Source organism: Nocardia sp. NPDC003482 (assembly GCF_053588115.1).
In genome coordinates, this window is sequence record NZ_JBSFPI010000019.1 from 1 (window position 1) to 13870 (window position 13870).

The 13870-nt window shown below is 70.9% G+C and carries 13 protein-coding genes and 1 pseudogene; 5 read left to right on the top strand and 9 right to left on the bottom strand.

Features of this window, described 5'->3' with window-relative positions; translation table 11 throughout:
• From ACWDSJ_RS26820 to ACWDSJ_RS26830, 3 genes and pseudogenes are all read right to left on the bottom strand, one after another.
• Positions 1–701: pseudogene (locus ACWDSJ_RS26820) on the bottom strand (hypothetical protein); the annotation flags it as partial.
• Positions 702–1541: 840 nt separating this feature from the next.
• Positions 1542–2450, bottom strand: coding sequence for an SDR family oxidoreductase (locus ACWDSJ_RS26825; protein ID WP_450035116.1), 909 nt, complete (start codon positions 2448–2450; stop codon positions 1542–1544).
• An 11-nt stretch (positions 2451–2461) separates the two neighbouring features.
• On the bottom strand, positions 2462–3253 hold the full coding sequence (locus tag ACWDSJ_RS26830; protein WP_450035286.1) for an SDR family oxidoreductase: 792 nt from the start codon (positions 3251–3253) through the stop codon (positions 2462–2464).
• A 57-nt stretch (positions 3254–3310) separates the two neighbouring features.
• Between ACWDSJ_RS26830 and ACWDSJ_RS26835 the strand changes: the two genes are divergently transcribed.
• Genes ACWDSJ_RS26835 through ACWDSJ_RS26850 form a run of 4 tightly spaced genes read left to right on the top strand, consistent with a single transcriptional unit; the run spans position 3311 to position 6768 of the window.
• On the top strand, positions 3311–4075 hold the full coding sequence (locus ACWDSJ_RS26835) for an enoyl-CoA hydratase family protein (protein WP_387368367.1): 765 nt from the start codon (positions 3311–3313) through the stop codon (positions 4073–4075).
• Between the two features lies 1 nt (position 4076).
• A complete protein-coding gene (locus tag ACWDSJ_RS26840) occupies positions 4077–4958 on the top strand; it encodes a CoA transferase subunit A (RefSeq protein WP_387368365.1) in 882 nt (293 codons plus the stop codon).
• Positions 4955–5713 (top strand): CoA-transferase subunit beta, encoded by a 759-nt coding sequence (locus ACWDSJ_RS26845; protein ID WP_450035118.1) that lies wholly within the window; start codon positions 4955–4957, stop codon positions 5711–5713. The genes ACWDSJ_RS26840 and ACWDSJ_RS26845 overlap by 4 nt, the downstream gene beginning before the upstream one ends.
• A complete protein-coding gene (locus tag ACWDSJ_RS26850; RefSeq protein ID WP_450035119.1) occupies positions 5710–6768 on the top strand; it encodes a nitronate monooxygenase in 1059 nt (352 codons plus the stop codon). Before ACWDSJ_RS26845 ends, ACWDSJ_RS26850 begins: the two co-directional genes overlap by 4 nt.
• Here the strand turns inward: ACWDSJ_RS26850 and ACWDSJ_RS26855 are convergent, their stop codons facing one another.
• Positions 6769–7521 (bottom strand): SDR family oxidoreductase, encoded by a 753-nt coding sequence (locus ACWDSJ_RS26855; RefSeq protein ID WP_450035121.1) that lies wholly within the window; start codon positions 7519–7521, stop codon positions 6769–6771.
• A gap of 86 nt (positions 7522–7607) precedes the next feature.
• Between ACWDSJ_RS26855 and ACWDSJ_RS26860 the strand changes: the two genes are divergently transcribed.
• Positions 7608–8426: a helix-turn-helix transcriptional regulator gene (locus tag ACWDSJ_RS26860; protein ID WP_450035122.1), complete on the top strand. Its 819-nt coding sequence runs from the start codon at positions 7608–7610 to the stop codon at positions 8424–8426.
• On the opposite strand, the gene ACWDSJ_RS26865 is transcribed toward ACWDSJ_RS26860, so the two are convergent.
• From ACWDSJ_RS26865 to ACWDSJ_RS26885, 5 genes are all read right to left on the bottom strand, one after another.
• Complete coding sequence (locus tag ACWDSJ_RS26865; protein ID WP_450035123.1) at positions 8386–10374, bottom strand: molybdopterin-containing oxidoreductase family protein; 1989 nt, start codon at positions 10372–10374, stop codon at positions 8386–8388. The two genes, ACWDSJ_RS26860 and ACWDSJ_RS26865, sit on opposite strands and share 41 nt — an antisense overlap.
• A 23-nt stretch (positions 10375–10397) precedes the next feature.
• On the bottom strand, positions 10398–11549 hold the full coding sequence (locus ACWDSJ_RS26870) for an acetyl-CoA C-acetyltransferase (protein ID WP_387368462.1): 1152 nt from the start codon (positions 11547–11549) through the stop codon (positions 10398–10400).
• 41 nt (positions 11550–11590) lie between these two features.
• A complete protein-coding gene (locus ACWDSJ_RS26875) occupies positions 11591–12196 on the bottom strand; it encodes a TetR/AcrR family transcriptional regulator (protein ID WP_387368353.1) in 606 nt (201 codons plus the stop codon).
• Positions 12197–12237: 41 nt separating this feature from the next.
• Entirely contained in the window at positions 12238–12975 is a 738-nt protein-coding gene (locus tag ACWDSJ_RS26880) for a hypothetical protein (protein ID WP_450035124.1), read from the bottom strand.
• A 97-nt stretch (positions 12976–13072) separates the two neighbouring features.
• A complete protein-coding gene (locus ACWDSJ_RS26885) occupies positions 13073–13867 on the bottom strand; it encodes an SDR family oxidoreductase (protein WP_450035126.1) in 795 nt (264 codons plus the stop codon).
• Positions 13868–13870 lie beyond the last annotated feature (3 nt).

Consider the following 13870-nt stretch of genomic DNA (forward strand, 5'->3'; position numbering starts at 1 on the left):
GGCGGCGGAGCGGGCGCGGGGGCCGGTGCGTCGACCGGGGCGGCGGCGGGCATCGGGGGTGCGAGGGCGGGCAGCGCCGGCAGCGGCGGCGGCGCGGGCACGGGCGGGGCCACCGGCGCGGGGGCGACCGGCGGCGGCACCGGAACGGGCTGCAACAACAGCAGCAGCAACAGGGGCGACATCACCGCCGCCGACCCCGCCGCCGCGGAACCCACTGCGGCCGAACCGGTTACGCCCAGGGTCGCCAGCGCCGATCCCGTCGCGGACCCGGTCCCGAGCAACGCGGCCGACCCGGTCCCGGTCAACACCGCCAAGGCCGATCCGGTGCCGAGCAATGCCGCCGACCCGGTCCCGAGTGCGGTGGCCGAACCCGTGCCGAGCAGCGCCGCCAGGAGCGCCCCGGTCCCCACCGCGGCGGAACCCGTTGCGGCCGCGGCCGATCCGACGGCCGCCGAGCCGGTCCCCGCCGCGGCCGAACCCGCGCCCGCGAGCGCCGATCCGGTGGCGCCACCCGCGGAACCGATGGCCGCCGAACCCACCGCCGCCGATCCGGTCACCGCGGCCCCGAGCCCCGCCGATCCACTTCCGAGAATGCTTGCTAGTCCACCGAATCCGGCCGCGGGACGAGACGGCGCCGGGTCGGTCACCTCACCCCCCGCCGCCGTACCCGTCATACCCCCGGACGCGGAACCGGACGACACCGAACACTCCGGCCCGGAAGCAGCACCCGAGGGTACGGAACCGTTCCCGGGCACGACGCCCGGCCGCGGGGAATCCGGCGCACCCGAGGGCACGAAATCCGATGGGCCCGAGTCGTTCCCGGACGCGACGCCCGGCGGCGTGGAACCGGCCGAGCCGGAGGGCCCGAGGACAACGGGCGGCGGCGTGCCCACTGAGTGCACCCCGTTCGCGGAGGCGGCTCCGGACGCGGCCGGTGGGGCGGAACACGGTGTGCCCGAGGCGTTTTGCGGGCTGGTGGAGGAAGGGGAAGTGGGGCGGCCGGGGATGGTGAGAGGCGTGCCCTGGTCGGGACCGGCGACGGCGCAGCGGGGGCAGGATCCGTTGGGTTGGGGTTGGGCCTGGGCGGACAGGGGGCCGAGGAGACCGCAACCGGCCAGTACTCCGGCTACCGTCACCACGCGCGCGATGCGACCGATGGTCATGCGCCGATGCCTTCCCCTCATCCACTCCAACTGCGTAGATCCCGCGTCCCGGCCGCGATGTATCCGGAGCGCTCGTGTCGAATGCCGATCATCATAACTGCCGAATGTTTGCCCGCGCAGGGCGGTGGTGTGAGCTGACCCACTTCCTACAGCGGCGTTCATCACACCGTGGCAGGGCGTGCCGAATCTCGTGCGGGCGGCGGCGACAGCGCGCGCACCCATCACCACGACTGGACGAGGCGGTGGAGCGCACCCGGTTGTGCCGGTCCCACAAGGTTATTCGGAGCCGATCGCTGCCCGGATCGCCCCGACGCGCCGATCCCCGCGCACGAGAACGGCCCGGCCGCGTGACCTGCGACCGGGCCGTACAAGCGCTGCTCAGGCGCCGTACACCGCCTCCGGCGGCGTCGCCTTGGCAATCAGCTCGCGTACCGCCGGACCGAGTTCGGCGGGCTCCCAGCGCGCGCCCCGGTCCACGGGAACGCCGTGCCGCCAGCCGTCGGCGAGGGCGACCTTGCCGCCCTCGACCTCGAACATGCGCCCGGTCACCCCGGCCGAATCGGCGCTGCCCAGCCAGACCACCAGCGGCGAGACGTTCTCGGGGGCCATGGCGTCGAAGCCCTCCTCGGGCCGGGCCATCATGTCTGCGAACACGCCCTCGGTCATGCGGGTGCGCGCGGAGGGGGCGATGGCGTTGACGGTGATGCCGTAGCGCGCGAATTCGGCCGCGGCCGTGATGGTCAGCGCGGCGATGCCCGCCTTGGCCGCGGCGTAGTTGCCCTGCCCGACCGAACCCTGTAGGCCCGCACCGGAACTGGTGTTGATGACGCGCGCGTCCACCGGACGGCCCGCCTTCGATTCGCCGCGCCAGTACGCGGCGGCGTGCCGCATGGTGGCGAAGTGACCCTTGAGGTGCACCCGCACCACCGCGTCCCATTCCTGTTCGCTCAGGTTCACGAGCATGCGGTCGCGCACGATCCCGGCATTGTTGACCAGCACGTCCAACCGCCCGAACGTCTCGACGGCCTGCTCGATCAGGCGCTGGGCGCCCGCCCAGTCGGCCACGTCGTCGCCGTTGACCACGGCCCGCCCGCCGAGGCGCTCGATCTCCTCGACCACCTGGGCGGCCGGGGAGTCGGCGCTGGGCGCGCCGTCGAGTTCGGCGCCGAGATCGTTGACCACGACATCGGCCCCGGCGGCGGCGAAGGCCAGCGCGTGCGCCCGGCCGATGCCCCGGCCCGCGCCCGTGACGATGACGGTGCGGCCCGCGCAGATCTTCTCAGCCATGTCCACTGCTCTCATTTCCGTTGTGCTGCTTGGTCGTTCGGTGCGGTCGCGGCGGCCAGGAAGGCGGGGCGCTCGCCGCCGCCGTGCACGGTCAGCGCGGCGCCGCTGACATAGGCGGCCAGCGGGGAGGCGAGGAAGGCCGCGACCCGGCCGATGTCCTCGGGCGCGGCCAGCCGCCCGAGCGGCACGGTGTCGGCGACCGCGGCGATTCCGGCCTCGTCGCCGTAGTGCAGGTGCGCGCTCTCGGTGCGGACCATGCCGACGACGATCGAGTTCAACCGGACCTTGGGCGCCCACTCCACGGCCAGCGAGGCGATCAGATGATCGAGCCCCGCCTTGGCCGCGCCGTAGGCCGCGGTGCCGGGCGAGGGCCGATGCCCGCTGACGCTGGAGATCATGACGATCGATCCGCCGTCGGGCCGTTCCTGCATCACCCGATTGGCCGCCTGCGAAACATGCAGCGGCGCAAGCAGATTGAGTCGCACGATCTTGTCGTGGAAATTCGGGCTGGCGGTGGCGGCCGGGGCGAACGGGGCTCCCCCGGCATTGTTGACCACATGGTCGAGCCGCCCGTACCGCTCGACGACGGTATCGACGAGCGCGCCGACCGCGTCCGGGTCGCGCACATCGCACGGCAGGAAGTCCGCGACCCGCCCCGAACTCTCGATCGGCGCGTCGCCGGGCCGCCGGGCGCACGTCACCACGGTGGCCCCGGCGTCGAGGAACACCCTGCTGATCCCGGCGCCCACGCCCCGCACCCCACCGGTGATCAGAACGACCTGCCCGGAAAGGTCCACATCGATTGCCACCGTGCTAACCTACCAAGCACTTGCTTGTTTTGCCAACGAATGGACATGGGGATGGGCATCAACCGTCACACCGAGAGCTCCGGCATCGAGGTCGTCACGATCGACTACCCGCCGGTCAACGCCCTGCCCACCGCCGGATGGTTCGCCGTGGCCGACGCGGTGCGCGCGGCCGGGCGCGACGCGGAGACCAAGGTGGTGGTGCTGCGTGCCGAGGGCCGCGGTTTCAACGCGGGCGTGGATATCAAGGAGATCCAACGGGATTCGGGCCACCAGGCCCTGATCGATGCCAATCACGGGTGCTACGAGGCGTTTTCGGCGGTCTACGAGTGCCAGGTGCCGGTGATCGCGGCGGTGCACGGGTTCTGCCTCGGCGGCGGCATCGGACTGGTGGGCAATGCCGATGTCATCGTCGCGTCGGACGACGCCACCTTCGGCCTGCCCGAGGTGGAGCGCGGGGCGCTCGGCGCGGCCACCCATCTGGCGCGGCTGGTGCCCCAGCACATGATGCGGACGCTGTTCTACACCGCGAGCACGGTCACCGCCCAGCAGCTGCTGCACTTCGGCTCGGTGCACAAGGTGGTGCCCCGGGCCGAATTGGATTCGGCCGCACTGGAAGTCGCGAAGAACATCGCCGCCAAGGACGGGCGGGTGATCCGCGCGGCCAAACGGGCGCTGAACGGGATCGACGTGCAGGACGTGCACCGCAGCTATCGCTACGAACAGGGCTTCACCTTCGAGTTGAATCTGGCCGGGGTCTCCGACGAGATCCGCGCCCGGTTCGAGGCGGATCTGGCGGCGAAGCGGGAGGGGAACTGAGATGCGCGACAAGCGGATGACGCTCGACCAGATCGTCGGCGAGCTGCGCAGCGGCATGACGATCGGCATCGGCGGCTGGGGTTCGCGGCGCAAGCCGATGGCGTTGGTGCGGGCGCTGTTGCGCTCGGATGTCACCGATCTGACGGTGGTCACCTACGGCGGGCCGGATCTGGGCCTGTTGTGTTCGGCGGGCAAGGTGCGCAAGGCGTACTACGGCTTCGTCTCGCTGGACTCCGCGCCCTTCTACGATCCGTGGTTCGCCGCGGCCCGCACCTCGGGCGCGATCGTGGCCCGCGAGATGGACGAGGGCATGGTCAAGTGCGGGTTGCAGGCGGCCGCCGCGCGGCTGCCCTTCCTGCCGATCCGCGCCGGGCTGGGCTCGGACGTCCCGGCGTTCTGGGAGGGTGAGCTGCGCACGGTCGAATCGCCGTACCCCGGCCCCGACGGCCGCACCGAGACGCTGATCGCCATGCCCGCCCTGACCCTGGACGCGGCCCTCGTGCATCTGGATCTGGGCGACCGGCACGGCAACGCGGCCTACACCGGCGTCGACCCGTACATGGACGACCTGTTCTGCCTGGCCGCCGAGCGCCGATACCTGTCGGTGGACCGCCTGGTCGACACCGACGAACTGGTGAAAGCCGTTCCGCAGCAAGCGATCATCCTCAACCGCATGCTGGTCGACGGCGTGGTGGAGACCCCGGGCGGCGCGCACTTCACCTTCTCCGGGAGCTACGGCCGCGACGAGCGATTCCAGCGGCACTACGTGGCCGCCGCCGGTGATCCGGAGGCGTGGGCCGCGTTCAAGGCGCGCTATCTGGACGTCACCGAGGACGAATACCAGTCCGCGGTCCGCGAATTCGGCGAGGAGCAGGCGAAATGACCGACACCACCACCGCGACCCGTGCCGAGGTGTGCGCGGTCGCCTGCGCCGAGATCTTCCGGGGCGCGGGCGAGATCATGGCCAGCCCGATGTCACCCACGCCGACGATCGGCGCGCGGCTGGCCCGGCTGACCTTCGAACCGGATCTGCTGCTGTCCGACGGCGAGGCGCTGTTCCTGGCCGAGGTGCCCGCGCTGGGCGCGAAAGCGCCTGTGGAGGGCTGGATTCCGTTCGGGAAGGTGTTCGATGTGGTCGCCTCCGGGCGGCGGCACGTGGTGATGGGCGCGAATCAGATCGACCGGTTCGGCAATCAGAACCTGTCGGCGTTCGGCCCGTTGCAGCATCCGGCGCGGCAGATGTTCGGGGTGCGCGGCGCGCCGGGCAATACCATCAACCACGCGACCAGCTATTTCGTGCCCCAGCACGGCAAGCGGGTGTTCTGCGAGCGGGTCGACATCGTGTGCGGCGTCGGCTACGACAAGGTCGATCCCGCCAATCCGGCCTACCGCTTCCATCACCTGCACCGCGTGGTCAGCAATCTGGGCGTGTTCGACTTCGGCGGACCCGACCACACCATGCGGGCGCTGTCGCTGCATCCGGGCGTCACCGCGGCCGAGGTCGCCGAGAACACCGCCTTCGAGATCGCCGGGCTCGACACCGCCGAGACCACCCGGTGGCCCACCGAGGAGGAGCTGCGGCTGATCCGAACCGTGCTGGACCCCAAGGGGATTCGTGACAAGGAGGTCGCGTCGTGAGCCGCCTGCGCACGCCGCTCACCGACCTGGTCGGGATCGAGCATCCGATCGTGCAGACGGGCATGGGCTGGGTGGCCGGTCCGCGACTGGTGGCCGCGACCGCCGAGGCGGGCGGGCTGGGCATCCTGGCGTCGGCCACCATGACCTTCGCCGAACTGGAGGGGGCGATCGCCAAGACCAAGGCGAACACCGACCGCCCCTTCGGGGTGAACATCCGCGCCGACGCCGCCGACGCCCCCGACCGCATCGAACTGCTCATCCGCGAGGGCGTGCGGGTCGCCTCGTTCGCGCTGGCGCCCAAGCAGGAACTCATCGCCCGGCTCAAAGACGCCGGCGTGGTGGTGATTCCGTCGATCGGCGCGGCCAAGCACGCGGTGAAGGTCGCGGCCTGGGGCGCGGACGCGGTGATCGTGCAGGGCGGCGAGGGCGGCGGGCACACCGGCCCGGTGGCCACCACGCTGCTGCTGCCCTCGGTGCTGGACGCGGTCGACATCCCCGTGGTGGCGGCCGGTGGCTTCTTCGACGGGCGCGGCCTGGCCGCCGCCCTGGCGTACGGCGCGGCCGGGGTCGCGATGGGCACCCGCTTCCTGCTCACCCAGGAGAGCACGGTCCCCGACGCGGTGAAACGGGAGTACCTGAGCCGCGGCCTCCAGGACACGGTCGTCTCGCTCAAGGTGGACGGTATGCCGCACCGCGTCCTCAACACCGAACTCGTTCAGCGCCTGGAACATTCGGGTCGCTGGCGCGGCCTGACCGCCGCGGTCGCCAACGCGTCGAAGTTCAAGAGCATGACCGGCATGAAGTGGTCCGCCCTGGTCCGCGACGGACTCGCCATGCGCAGGACCAAGGACCTCACCTGGTCCCAGGTCGTCATGGCCGCCAACACCCCCATGCTGCTCAAGGCCGGTCTGGTCGAGGGCAACACCCAGGCCGGTGTCCTGGCGGCCGGTCAGGTCACCGGCATCATCGACGACCTGCCCACGGTCCGCGAACTGATCGACGGCATCGTCGCCGAGGCGTGCGCCCGCATCGACGCCTTGGCCGCACTGCGCTGATCACCAGGGCAGTTCGCCGTACTCGTGCTCGGTGTCGCCCCACCGATGGCCCCAGTGCTTGCCGTTCGGGCCGTCGGCCGGGAGGGTGGCCAGCCACACGATGGGTTCGGCGCCCTGGGCCGGGGCGCGGAAACCGGTGTGGCCGTTGAGGTCTGTGGCGGTGTAGCCGGGATTGGCGGCGTTCACCTTGATGGGTGTGCCCGCGAACTCCTTGGCGTAGAGCGTGGTGATCATGGTCAGGGCGGTTTTGGACGAGGGGTAGGGGATCGCGCCGAGGGCCGCGAAGGGGGATTCGGGATCCGTTGTGAGCGTGAGGGATCCGACCTCGCTGGAAACGTTCACGATGCGGGCGGCGGGGGCCGCGCGCAGGAGGGGAAGCAGGGCGTTGGTGACGGCGACGACACCGAAGACGTTGGTCTCGTACACCTTTCGCAGATTCGCGAGAGTCGTGGCGGACGCCTTGCCGTCACCCTCCAACTCACCGGTGATGCCCGCGTTGTTGACCAGGACGTCGAGGGCGGCGAACTCCGCGCCGATCCACGCCGCGGCCCGGTCGATCGAGTCGGCGTCGGTCACGTCGAGGTGGACGAAGCGGGCGTCGAATCCCTCGGCGGTCAGCTTCTCGGTGGCCGCGCGGCCGCGTCCCTCGTCCCGCGCGCCCACGAGCACGGTCGCGCCCCGGGCCGCGAGTCCGCGAGCCACTTCGAATCCGATGCCCTTGTTGGCGCCGGTGATCAAGGCTGTCGTCGTCATGGCGACCAGCATGGGCGCGCCCGCGCCGGGCAGGGAGGACCAGTTTGTACCACCCAACGGGCGAGCGCGGCGATCACACTGAGGACATGGCGGATCGCAAGGAACTCGCGGCCTTTCTGCGCACCCGGCGCGCCCGGCTGCGGCCGCACGAGGTCGGCTTGCCCGAGACCGGGATTCGGCGCACGCCCGGCCTGCGGCGGCAGGAGGTCGCTCAGCTCGCGGGACTGTCGGTGGACTACTACGCGCGACTCGAACAAGCCCGCGGCGCGCATCCGTCCCGGCAGGTGCTGGCCGCGCTGGCGCGGGCGCTGCTGCTCACCACCGACGAGCGCGAGTACCTGTACCGCACGGCCGGGGTGAATCCGCCGGTGGTCGCGGGCCCGTCGAAGGTCGTGACGCGCTCGATCCGGGTGCTGCTGGACGCGTTGTCGGCCCCCGCCTACGTCGTGGACGCCACCTACGAGGTCCTCGCCTGGAACCGGGCGGCCGCCCCCTTCCTCGGCCTGGACGACGCCCCGGAACGGGACCGCAACATGATCCGCTGGATGTTCCGATTCGCCGCCGAGGATCCGGTGTGGGACGACACCTCGGTGCGGCTGTTCGCCCGCTCGACGGTGGCCGATCTGCGCGCCGCCTACGCCCGCTATCCCGGGTACGCCGCCCTGGCCGAGTTGGTCGCCGAACTGCTCGCCACCGCACCGCGTTTCGCGGAGATGTGGGCGGAGCACGACGTCCGGGTGCGGCGCGCGCATCGCAAGCGGGTCACGCACCCCGACCTCGGGCCGCTCGAATTCGACTGTCAGGTGCTGTATCTCGACGATACCGATCAGCGCATGATCGTCTATTGCGCCGAGCCGGGCTCGGCTACGCAGGCGGCCTTCCTGTCGCTGGCCGACACGGCGTGATCTCCACCCGATTGTCGTGGAACACGGCGCCATTCGCGAAATCGGCGTCGCGTTCGGCGATGGTGGCGTTGACGGTCGCACCGCCGGAGAGTTTGGCCCAGCGGCCCTTGGTGGTCGCGGCCACGCCGGGGCGCACCCGGTCGGACACCTCGGCGACGGCCTCGAACGAGCCGCGGGCGTTGGCGACCAGAATCGGTGCGCCGTCGGCGATGCCGCGGGCGGCGGCGTCGGCGGGATGCATCACGATGGTGGGATCGCCTGCGCGCCTGCGTAATTCGGGGTTGTTGCCGAACGTGGTGTTGAGGAAGTGGTGGGGTGCGGCGGAGATGAGGACCAGGCCGGTGCCCGGATCGGCGGGCGGGGTGTAGGCGGGTAGCGGGTCGTGTCCGGCCGCGGCGGCGCGGTCGGAGACGAAGCGCAGCTTGTCCCTGGGTACCGGACCGGGCTCGATCTTCAGGAAGCCCTCGGCGCGCAAACGCTCGAAATCGTGGCCCTTCAGCAGTTGCCGGGCCAGCTCCTCGTCCGAGTCGTAGAGCGCCGGTTCGGTCAGGTCCATGCGGCGGGCGAGGCGGCGGAAGGTCTCGGTGGTGGACAGACATTCGTCCGGCGGGGGCACCGCGGGTTCGTTCCAGACCAGATACAGATGGCCGTAGCCCGCGATCACGTCCAGATGTTCGGGCTGCATGGTGGCGGGCAGCACGATATCGGCGTAATCCACCGTGTCGGTCGGAAAGTGTTCCAGCACAACGGTGAACAGGTCCTCGCGGGACAGTCCCTCGATCACCTTGCGCTGCTGGGGATTCGAGCCGACCGGATTGGCGGCGATCACGAACAGCGCCTTGACGGGTGGTTCGTCCACGTCGAGCAGGCCCTCGGCCAACCGGGTCATGGTGAGCGTCCGCGTCGGGCCGGGCAGCAGATCGAAACGCAACAGTTCGGGCAGGTTCAGCTCGAAATGCCCGCTCGTCGAATAGTGCAGTCCCCCACCGGGAATCGCCCAGTCCCCGGTCACGCCGGGCAGGCAGGCGAGCACCCGCAGCGCCATGCCGCCGCCCGCGTGCCGCTGCATCCCCTGGGAGGCGCGGATGGCGGTCGGCCGCGTGTGGGCGATCCGCGCACCGAGCGCGACGATCCGCTCCGACGGCAGCCCGGTGATCGCGGCGACCCGCTCGGGCGTGAATTCAGCCAGGCGCGAACGAAATTCGGGCCAGCCGACGGTGTGTGCGGCGAGGTAGTCCTCGTCCTGCGCGCCCAGCGCCACGATCACGTGCATGAGGCCCAGCGCCAGCGCCGCGTCGGTGCCGGGCAGCGGGGCCAGATGTTCGTCGCAGCGTTCGGACGTGCGGGTGCGCACCGGATCGATCGACACCAGGTACGCGCCGCTGTCCTGCACGAACTTCCACAGGTGATGCCCGGAGGACAGCGGGTTGGTGCCCCACAGCAGGATCAGCTCCGACTTCGCGAAATCCTCCGGATCCATACCCCCGGCGGTGCCGAGCGTGTACTTCAGCCCGGCCGTTCCGGCGACCGAGCAGATGGTGGCGTCGTGCAGCGACGCGCCGAGCACGTTGAAGAACCGGCGGCCCGAAAGCCCTTCCAGCCCTTGGATATAGCCCAGGCTCCCGGTGCCGTGGAACGGCCAGATCGCCTCGCCGCCGTACTCGTCGACGATGCCGGTGAGCCGCTCGGCGATCTCGTCGAGCGCCTCGTCCCAGCCGATCCGCTCGAACCGGCCCTCCCCCTTGCGGCCCACCCGGCGCATCGGATGGCGGATGCGGTCGGGCGAGCCGACCTGCTCGAGGTACCGGTTGACCTTCACGCACAGCGCGCCGCGGGTGACCGGGTGCTCGCGATTGCCCCGCAGGCCCACGGCCGCGCCGTCCTCGACGGTCACCACCCAGGAACACGCGTCGGGGCAGTCCAGCGGGCAAGCACCCAGTACCTTCACCACTCCGATGGTAGAGGCGGACCTCAGCGCAGGCGTTCGATGATGGTGGCGTTGGCGGTGCCGCCGCCCTCGCAGATGGTCAGCAGGCCGTAGCGGCCGTCGACGCGCTCCAACTCGTTGAGCAGCGTGGCGAACAGTTTCGCGCCGGTCGCGCCGAGCGGATGACCCAGGGCGATCGCGCCGCCGTTGACATTGACCCGCTCCGGATCCGCGCCGGTCTCCTTCAGCCAGGCCAGCACCACGGAGGCGAACGCCTCGTTGATCTCGATGACGTCCATGTCCGCGATGGTCAGGCCGGTCTGCTCGAGCGCCCATCGGGTCGCGGGGATGGGCGCGGTGAGCATGTAGATCGGGTCGGCGCCGCGGGCGCTGACATGATGGACGCGGGCGCGCGGGGTGAGGCCGAATTCGCCGACCGCCCACTCCGAGGCGAGCAGGGTGGCGCTCGCGCCGTCGGAGATCTGGCTCGCCACCGCGGCGGTGAGCGGGCTGCCCTCGCTGAGCGGTTTCAGCGCGGCCATCTTCTCCAGGCTGGTCTCGCGCGGACCCTCGTCGACGCGGAAGTCGCCGACCGGCACGATCTCGCGATCGAAACGGCCCTCCCCGATGGCCTTTCGCGCGCGCTCGTGGCTGCGCAGCGCCCAGCGTTCCATATCCGCGCGGCTGATGCCCCACTTCTCGGCGATGAGCGCGGCCCCGTTGAACTGCGACACCTCGCCGGTGCCGTAGCGGTCGTCCCAGCCCTTCGCGCCGACGAACGGCGAGTCGAAGCCGTACTCCTTACCCGCGAGCATGGCCGCGGAGATCGGGATGGCGCTCATGTTCTGCACGCCGCCCGCGACGATCACGTCGGCGGTGCCGCTCATGATGGCCTGCGCGCCGAAATTGATGGCCTGCTGGCTCGATCCGCACTGCCGGTCCACCGTGACGCCGGGGACCTCCTCCGGATATCCGGCCGCGAGCCACGCCGTGCGCGCGATGTTGCCGGCCTGCGGGCCGATCGCGTCGACGCAGCCGAAGATCACGTCGTCGACCGCGCCGGGGTCGATCGGGTTGCGCGCCAACAATCCTCGCAACGCGGTCGCGCCCAGATCGGCCGGGTGCACGCCGGACAGGGCGCCGCCGCGCTTGCCGATCGGAGTGCGCACGGCGTCGATCACGTACGCCTCCCGCACGGGGGTGTGGCGGCGGCTGGACGGTGCGGACATGGAGACTCCTAGCGAGACTGCGGGTTGGTGAGCCCGTCGAGCACGATGGTCAGGTACTGCTTGGCGAGGTTGTCGACGGTGATGCGGCCGCCGGGCCGATACCAGCGCACGGCCACCCAGACGGTGTCGCGCAGGAATCGGTAGGCCAGTTCCACATCGAGTTCGGGGCGGAAGCTGCCGTCCCGCACGCCCTGGGTGAGCACGTGGTGCCACAGCTCGCGGAACTCCCGGTTGTACTCTGCGATATAGGTGAAACGCTCTGTGCCGCTGAGCCTTTTGGCCTCGGCCTGATAGATCGCCACCGCCGAATGCCACCGGTCGAACGATTCGTAGGACGCGATGACCAACGCCTCCAACGTATCTCGCGCCGACAACCCGGCGGCGACGGTCTCGCGGTAGCGGCCGAACAGGTCGTCCAGGAAGCCGCGCAGGATCTCGTCGACCATCGACTCCTTGGAATCGAAGTGGTGATAGAGACTTCCCGATAGGATGCCCGCCGCGTCGGCGATATCGCGGACCGTGGTGGCGCGCAGCCCGCGTTCGGCGAACAAACCCGCCGCGAGCGAGAGCAGCTCGGTGCGGCGCGCGGACTTCGAGGGGTCGGGTGCGGTCACCGGGCCATAATACAACCAAGCATTTGCTTGGGGCCAACGAATCAGCGCAGCGAGTAGCGCAGCGGTGAGGACATGGACAGATCGGCCAGCAGGCGGTCGCAGATCACCACCGGTGAGACGCCCGCGCGGGCGAGGCGGGCCACCAGCGCCAATCTCCGTTCACAGCTGTCCCATTCGACGGTCAGCGGGCCGCGACCGGGTCCGGCGTCCACGGTGGCCATGACGCGCGGCGGGCCGCCCGGGTCGGGCACCTCGCTCAGCTCGAGGACCATGCCGCGCTGCCAGGCCCGGTAGGTCTCCATATCCGCGCCGACGACCAGTTTGTCGGTCGCCGCGCACAGTCCCTCGGCGATGCCGTCGGCGAATTCGGTCTCGTCCGGCGCGGCGGAGCGGCAGCGCCGCACGACCTCGAGCAGATCGGCCCGCACCTCGCACAGCAGGGCGATCCGCTTGCGCCGCCGCCGATCGGCCTCGGACTCGGCATGTCCGGGCGCGCGAACCATGCCGATCCGCCGCGCCCGCTCGCGATCGCGGGTCATGTCCTCCCGCAGCGCCCCGCGCGGATCGCGCGCGACGCCCGCCTCGTCCACCGCGTGCTGCGCCAGAATCCGTGCCGCGCGCACGGCCGCGGCGGCTCCGGAGCGATGATCGAGGAGTTCCGCGCCGAGGGTGAGCGCGGCGAGCACGATGCCGTCCAGCCGCCGCCGCGCCAGCACCACCTCACGTACCAGCTCGAGTTCCAGTTCTTCGGAGTCTTCCTGACGATGGTCCAGACCCATGGGTCATGGTCCCTTCGAATTCGGGAACCGGCCAAATCCAGGATTGCACACCCCACCCCAGGTAGCGCCACCCTATTTTCCAGGTCCCCTGGCCCCCTCAGGCGCGCTGGCTGCTCACCGAGACCACCTCGCCGGTCATGTACGTGGTGTAGTCGCTGGCCAGCATGGCGATGGTGGCGGCGACCTCCCAGGGTTCGGCGGCGCGGCCGTAGGCCTCGCCGGCGGCGAGGCGGTCGAGGAGGTCGGTGGAGGTGACCTTGTCCAGGAAGGGGTGGCGGGCGATGCTCGGGGCTACCGCGTTGACGCGGACGCCGAGGGCCGCGGCCTCGACGGCGCTGCATCGGGTGAGGGCCATGACACCGGCCTTGGCGGCGGCGTAGTGGGCCTGGCCGTGCTGGGCGCGCCAGCCCAGGACGCTGGCGTTGTTGACGATGACGCCGCCGTGCCCGGCGTCGCGGAAGTAGTTGAGCACCGCGCGGGTGCAGCGGAAGGTGCCGGTGAGGGTGATGTCGAGGACCCGGTCCCACTGCTCGTCGGTCATGTCGACAACCGGTGTCTCCCCGCCCAATCCGGCGTTGTTGACCATGATGTCGATGCGGCCCAGCCGATTCGCGGCCGCCCGCACCAGCTCGTCGACCTGTTCGGTGCTGGTGACGTCGCAGACCGCCGAAGCGACCCGGCGCTGCGGGAAGGCCGCCGCGAGTTCCTCCTCGGTCTGCTTCAACCGCCGCTCGTGCCAATCGGAGACGACCACGTCGGCGCCCTCGTCGAGCAGGCGGCGCGCGGTGGCCGAGCCGATGCCGGTGCCCGCGGCGGCCGTCACCACGGCGACCTTCCCGGCGAGCAGGCCGTGGCCCGCGACCGGCTGCGGCGGGGTGGAGAGATCTGTCACGGA

Excerpts from the sequence above, each read along its gene's own strand:
- ACWDSJ_RS26825 (WP_450035116.1), bottom strand. The coding sequence starts at position 2,450 with ATGGCTGAGAAGATCTGCGCGGGCCGCACCGTCATCGTCACGGGCGCG.
- ACWDSJ_RS26835 (WP_387368367.1), top strand. The coding sequence starts at position 3,311 with ATGGGCATCAACCGTCACACCGAGAGCTCCGGCATCGAGGTCGTCACG.
- ACWDSJ_RS26840 (WP_387368365.1), top strand. The coding sequence starts at position 4,077 with ATGCGCGACAAGCGGATGACGCTCGACCAGATCGTCGGCGAGCTGCGC.
- ACWDSJ_RS26845 (WP_450035118.1), top strand. The coding sequence starts at position 4,955 with ATGACCGACACCACCACCGCGACCCGTGCCGAGGTGTGCGCGGTCGCC.
- ACWDSJ_RS26855 (WP_450035121.1), bottom strand. The coding sequence starts at position 7,521 with ATGACGACGACAGCCTTGATCACCGGCGCCAACAAGGGCATCGGATTC.
- ACWDSJ_RS26860 (WP_450035122.1), top strand. The coding sequence starts at position 7,608 with ATGGCGGATCGCAAGGAACTCGCGGCCTTTCTGCGCACCCGGCGCGCC.
- ACWDSJ_RS26880 (WP_450035124.1), bottom strand. The coding sequence starts at position 12,975 with ATGGGTCTGGACCATCGTCAGGAAGACTCCGAAGAACTGGAACTCGAG.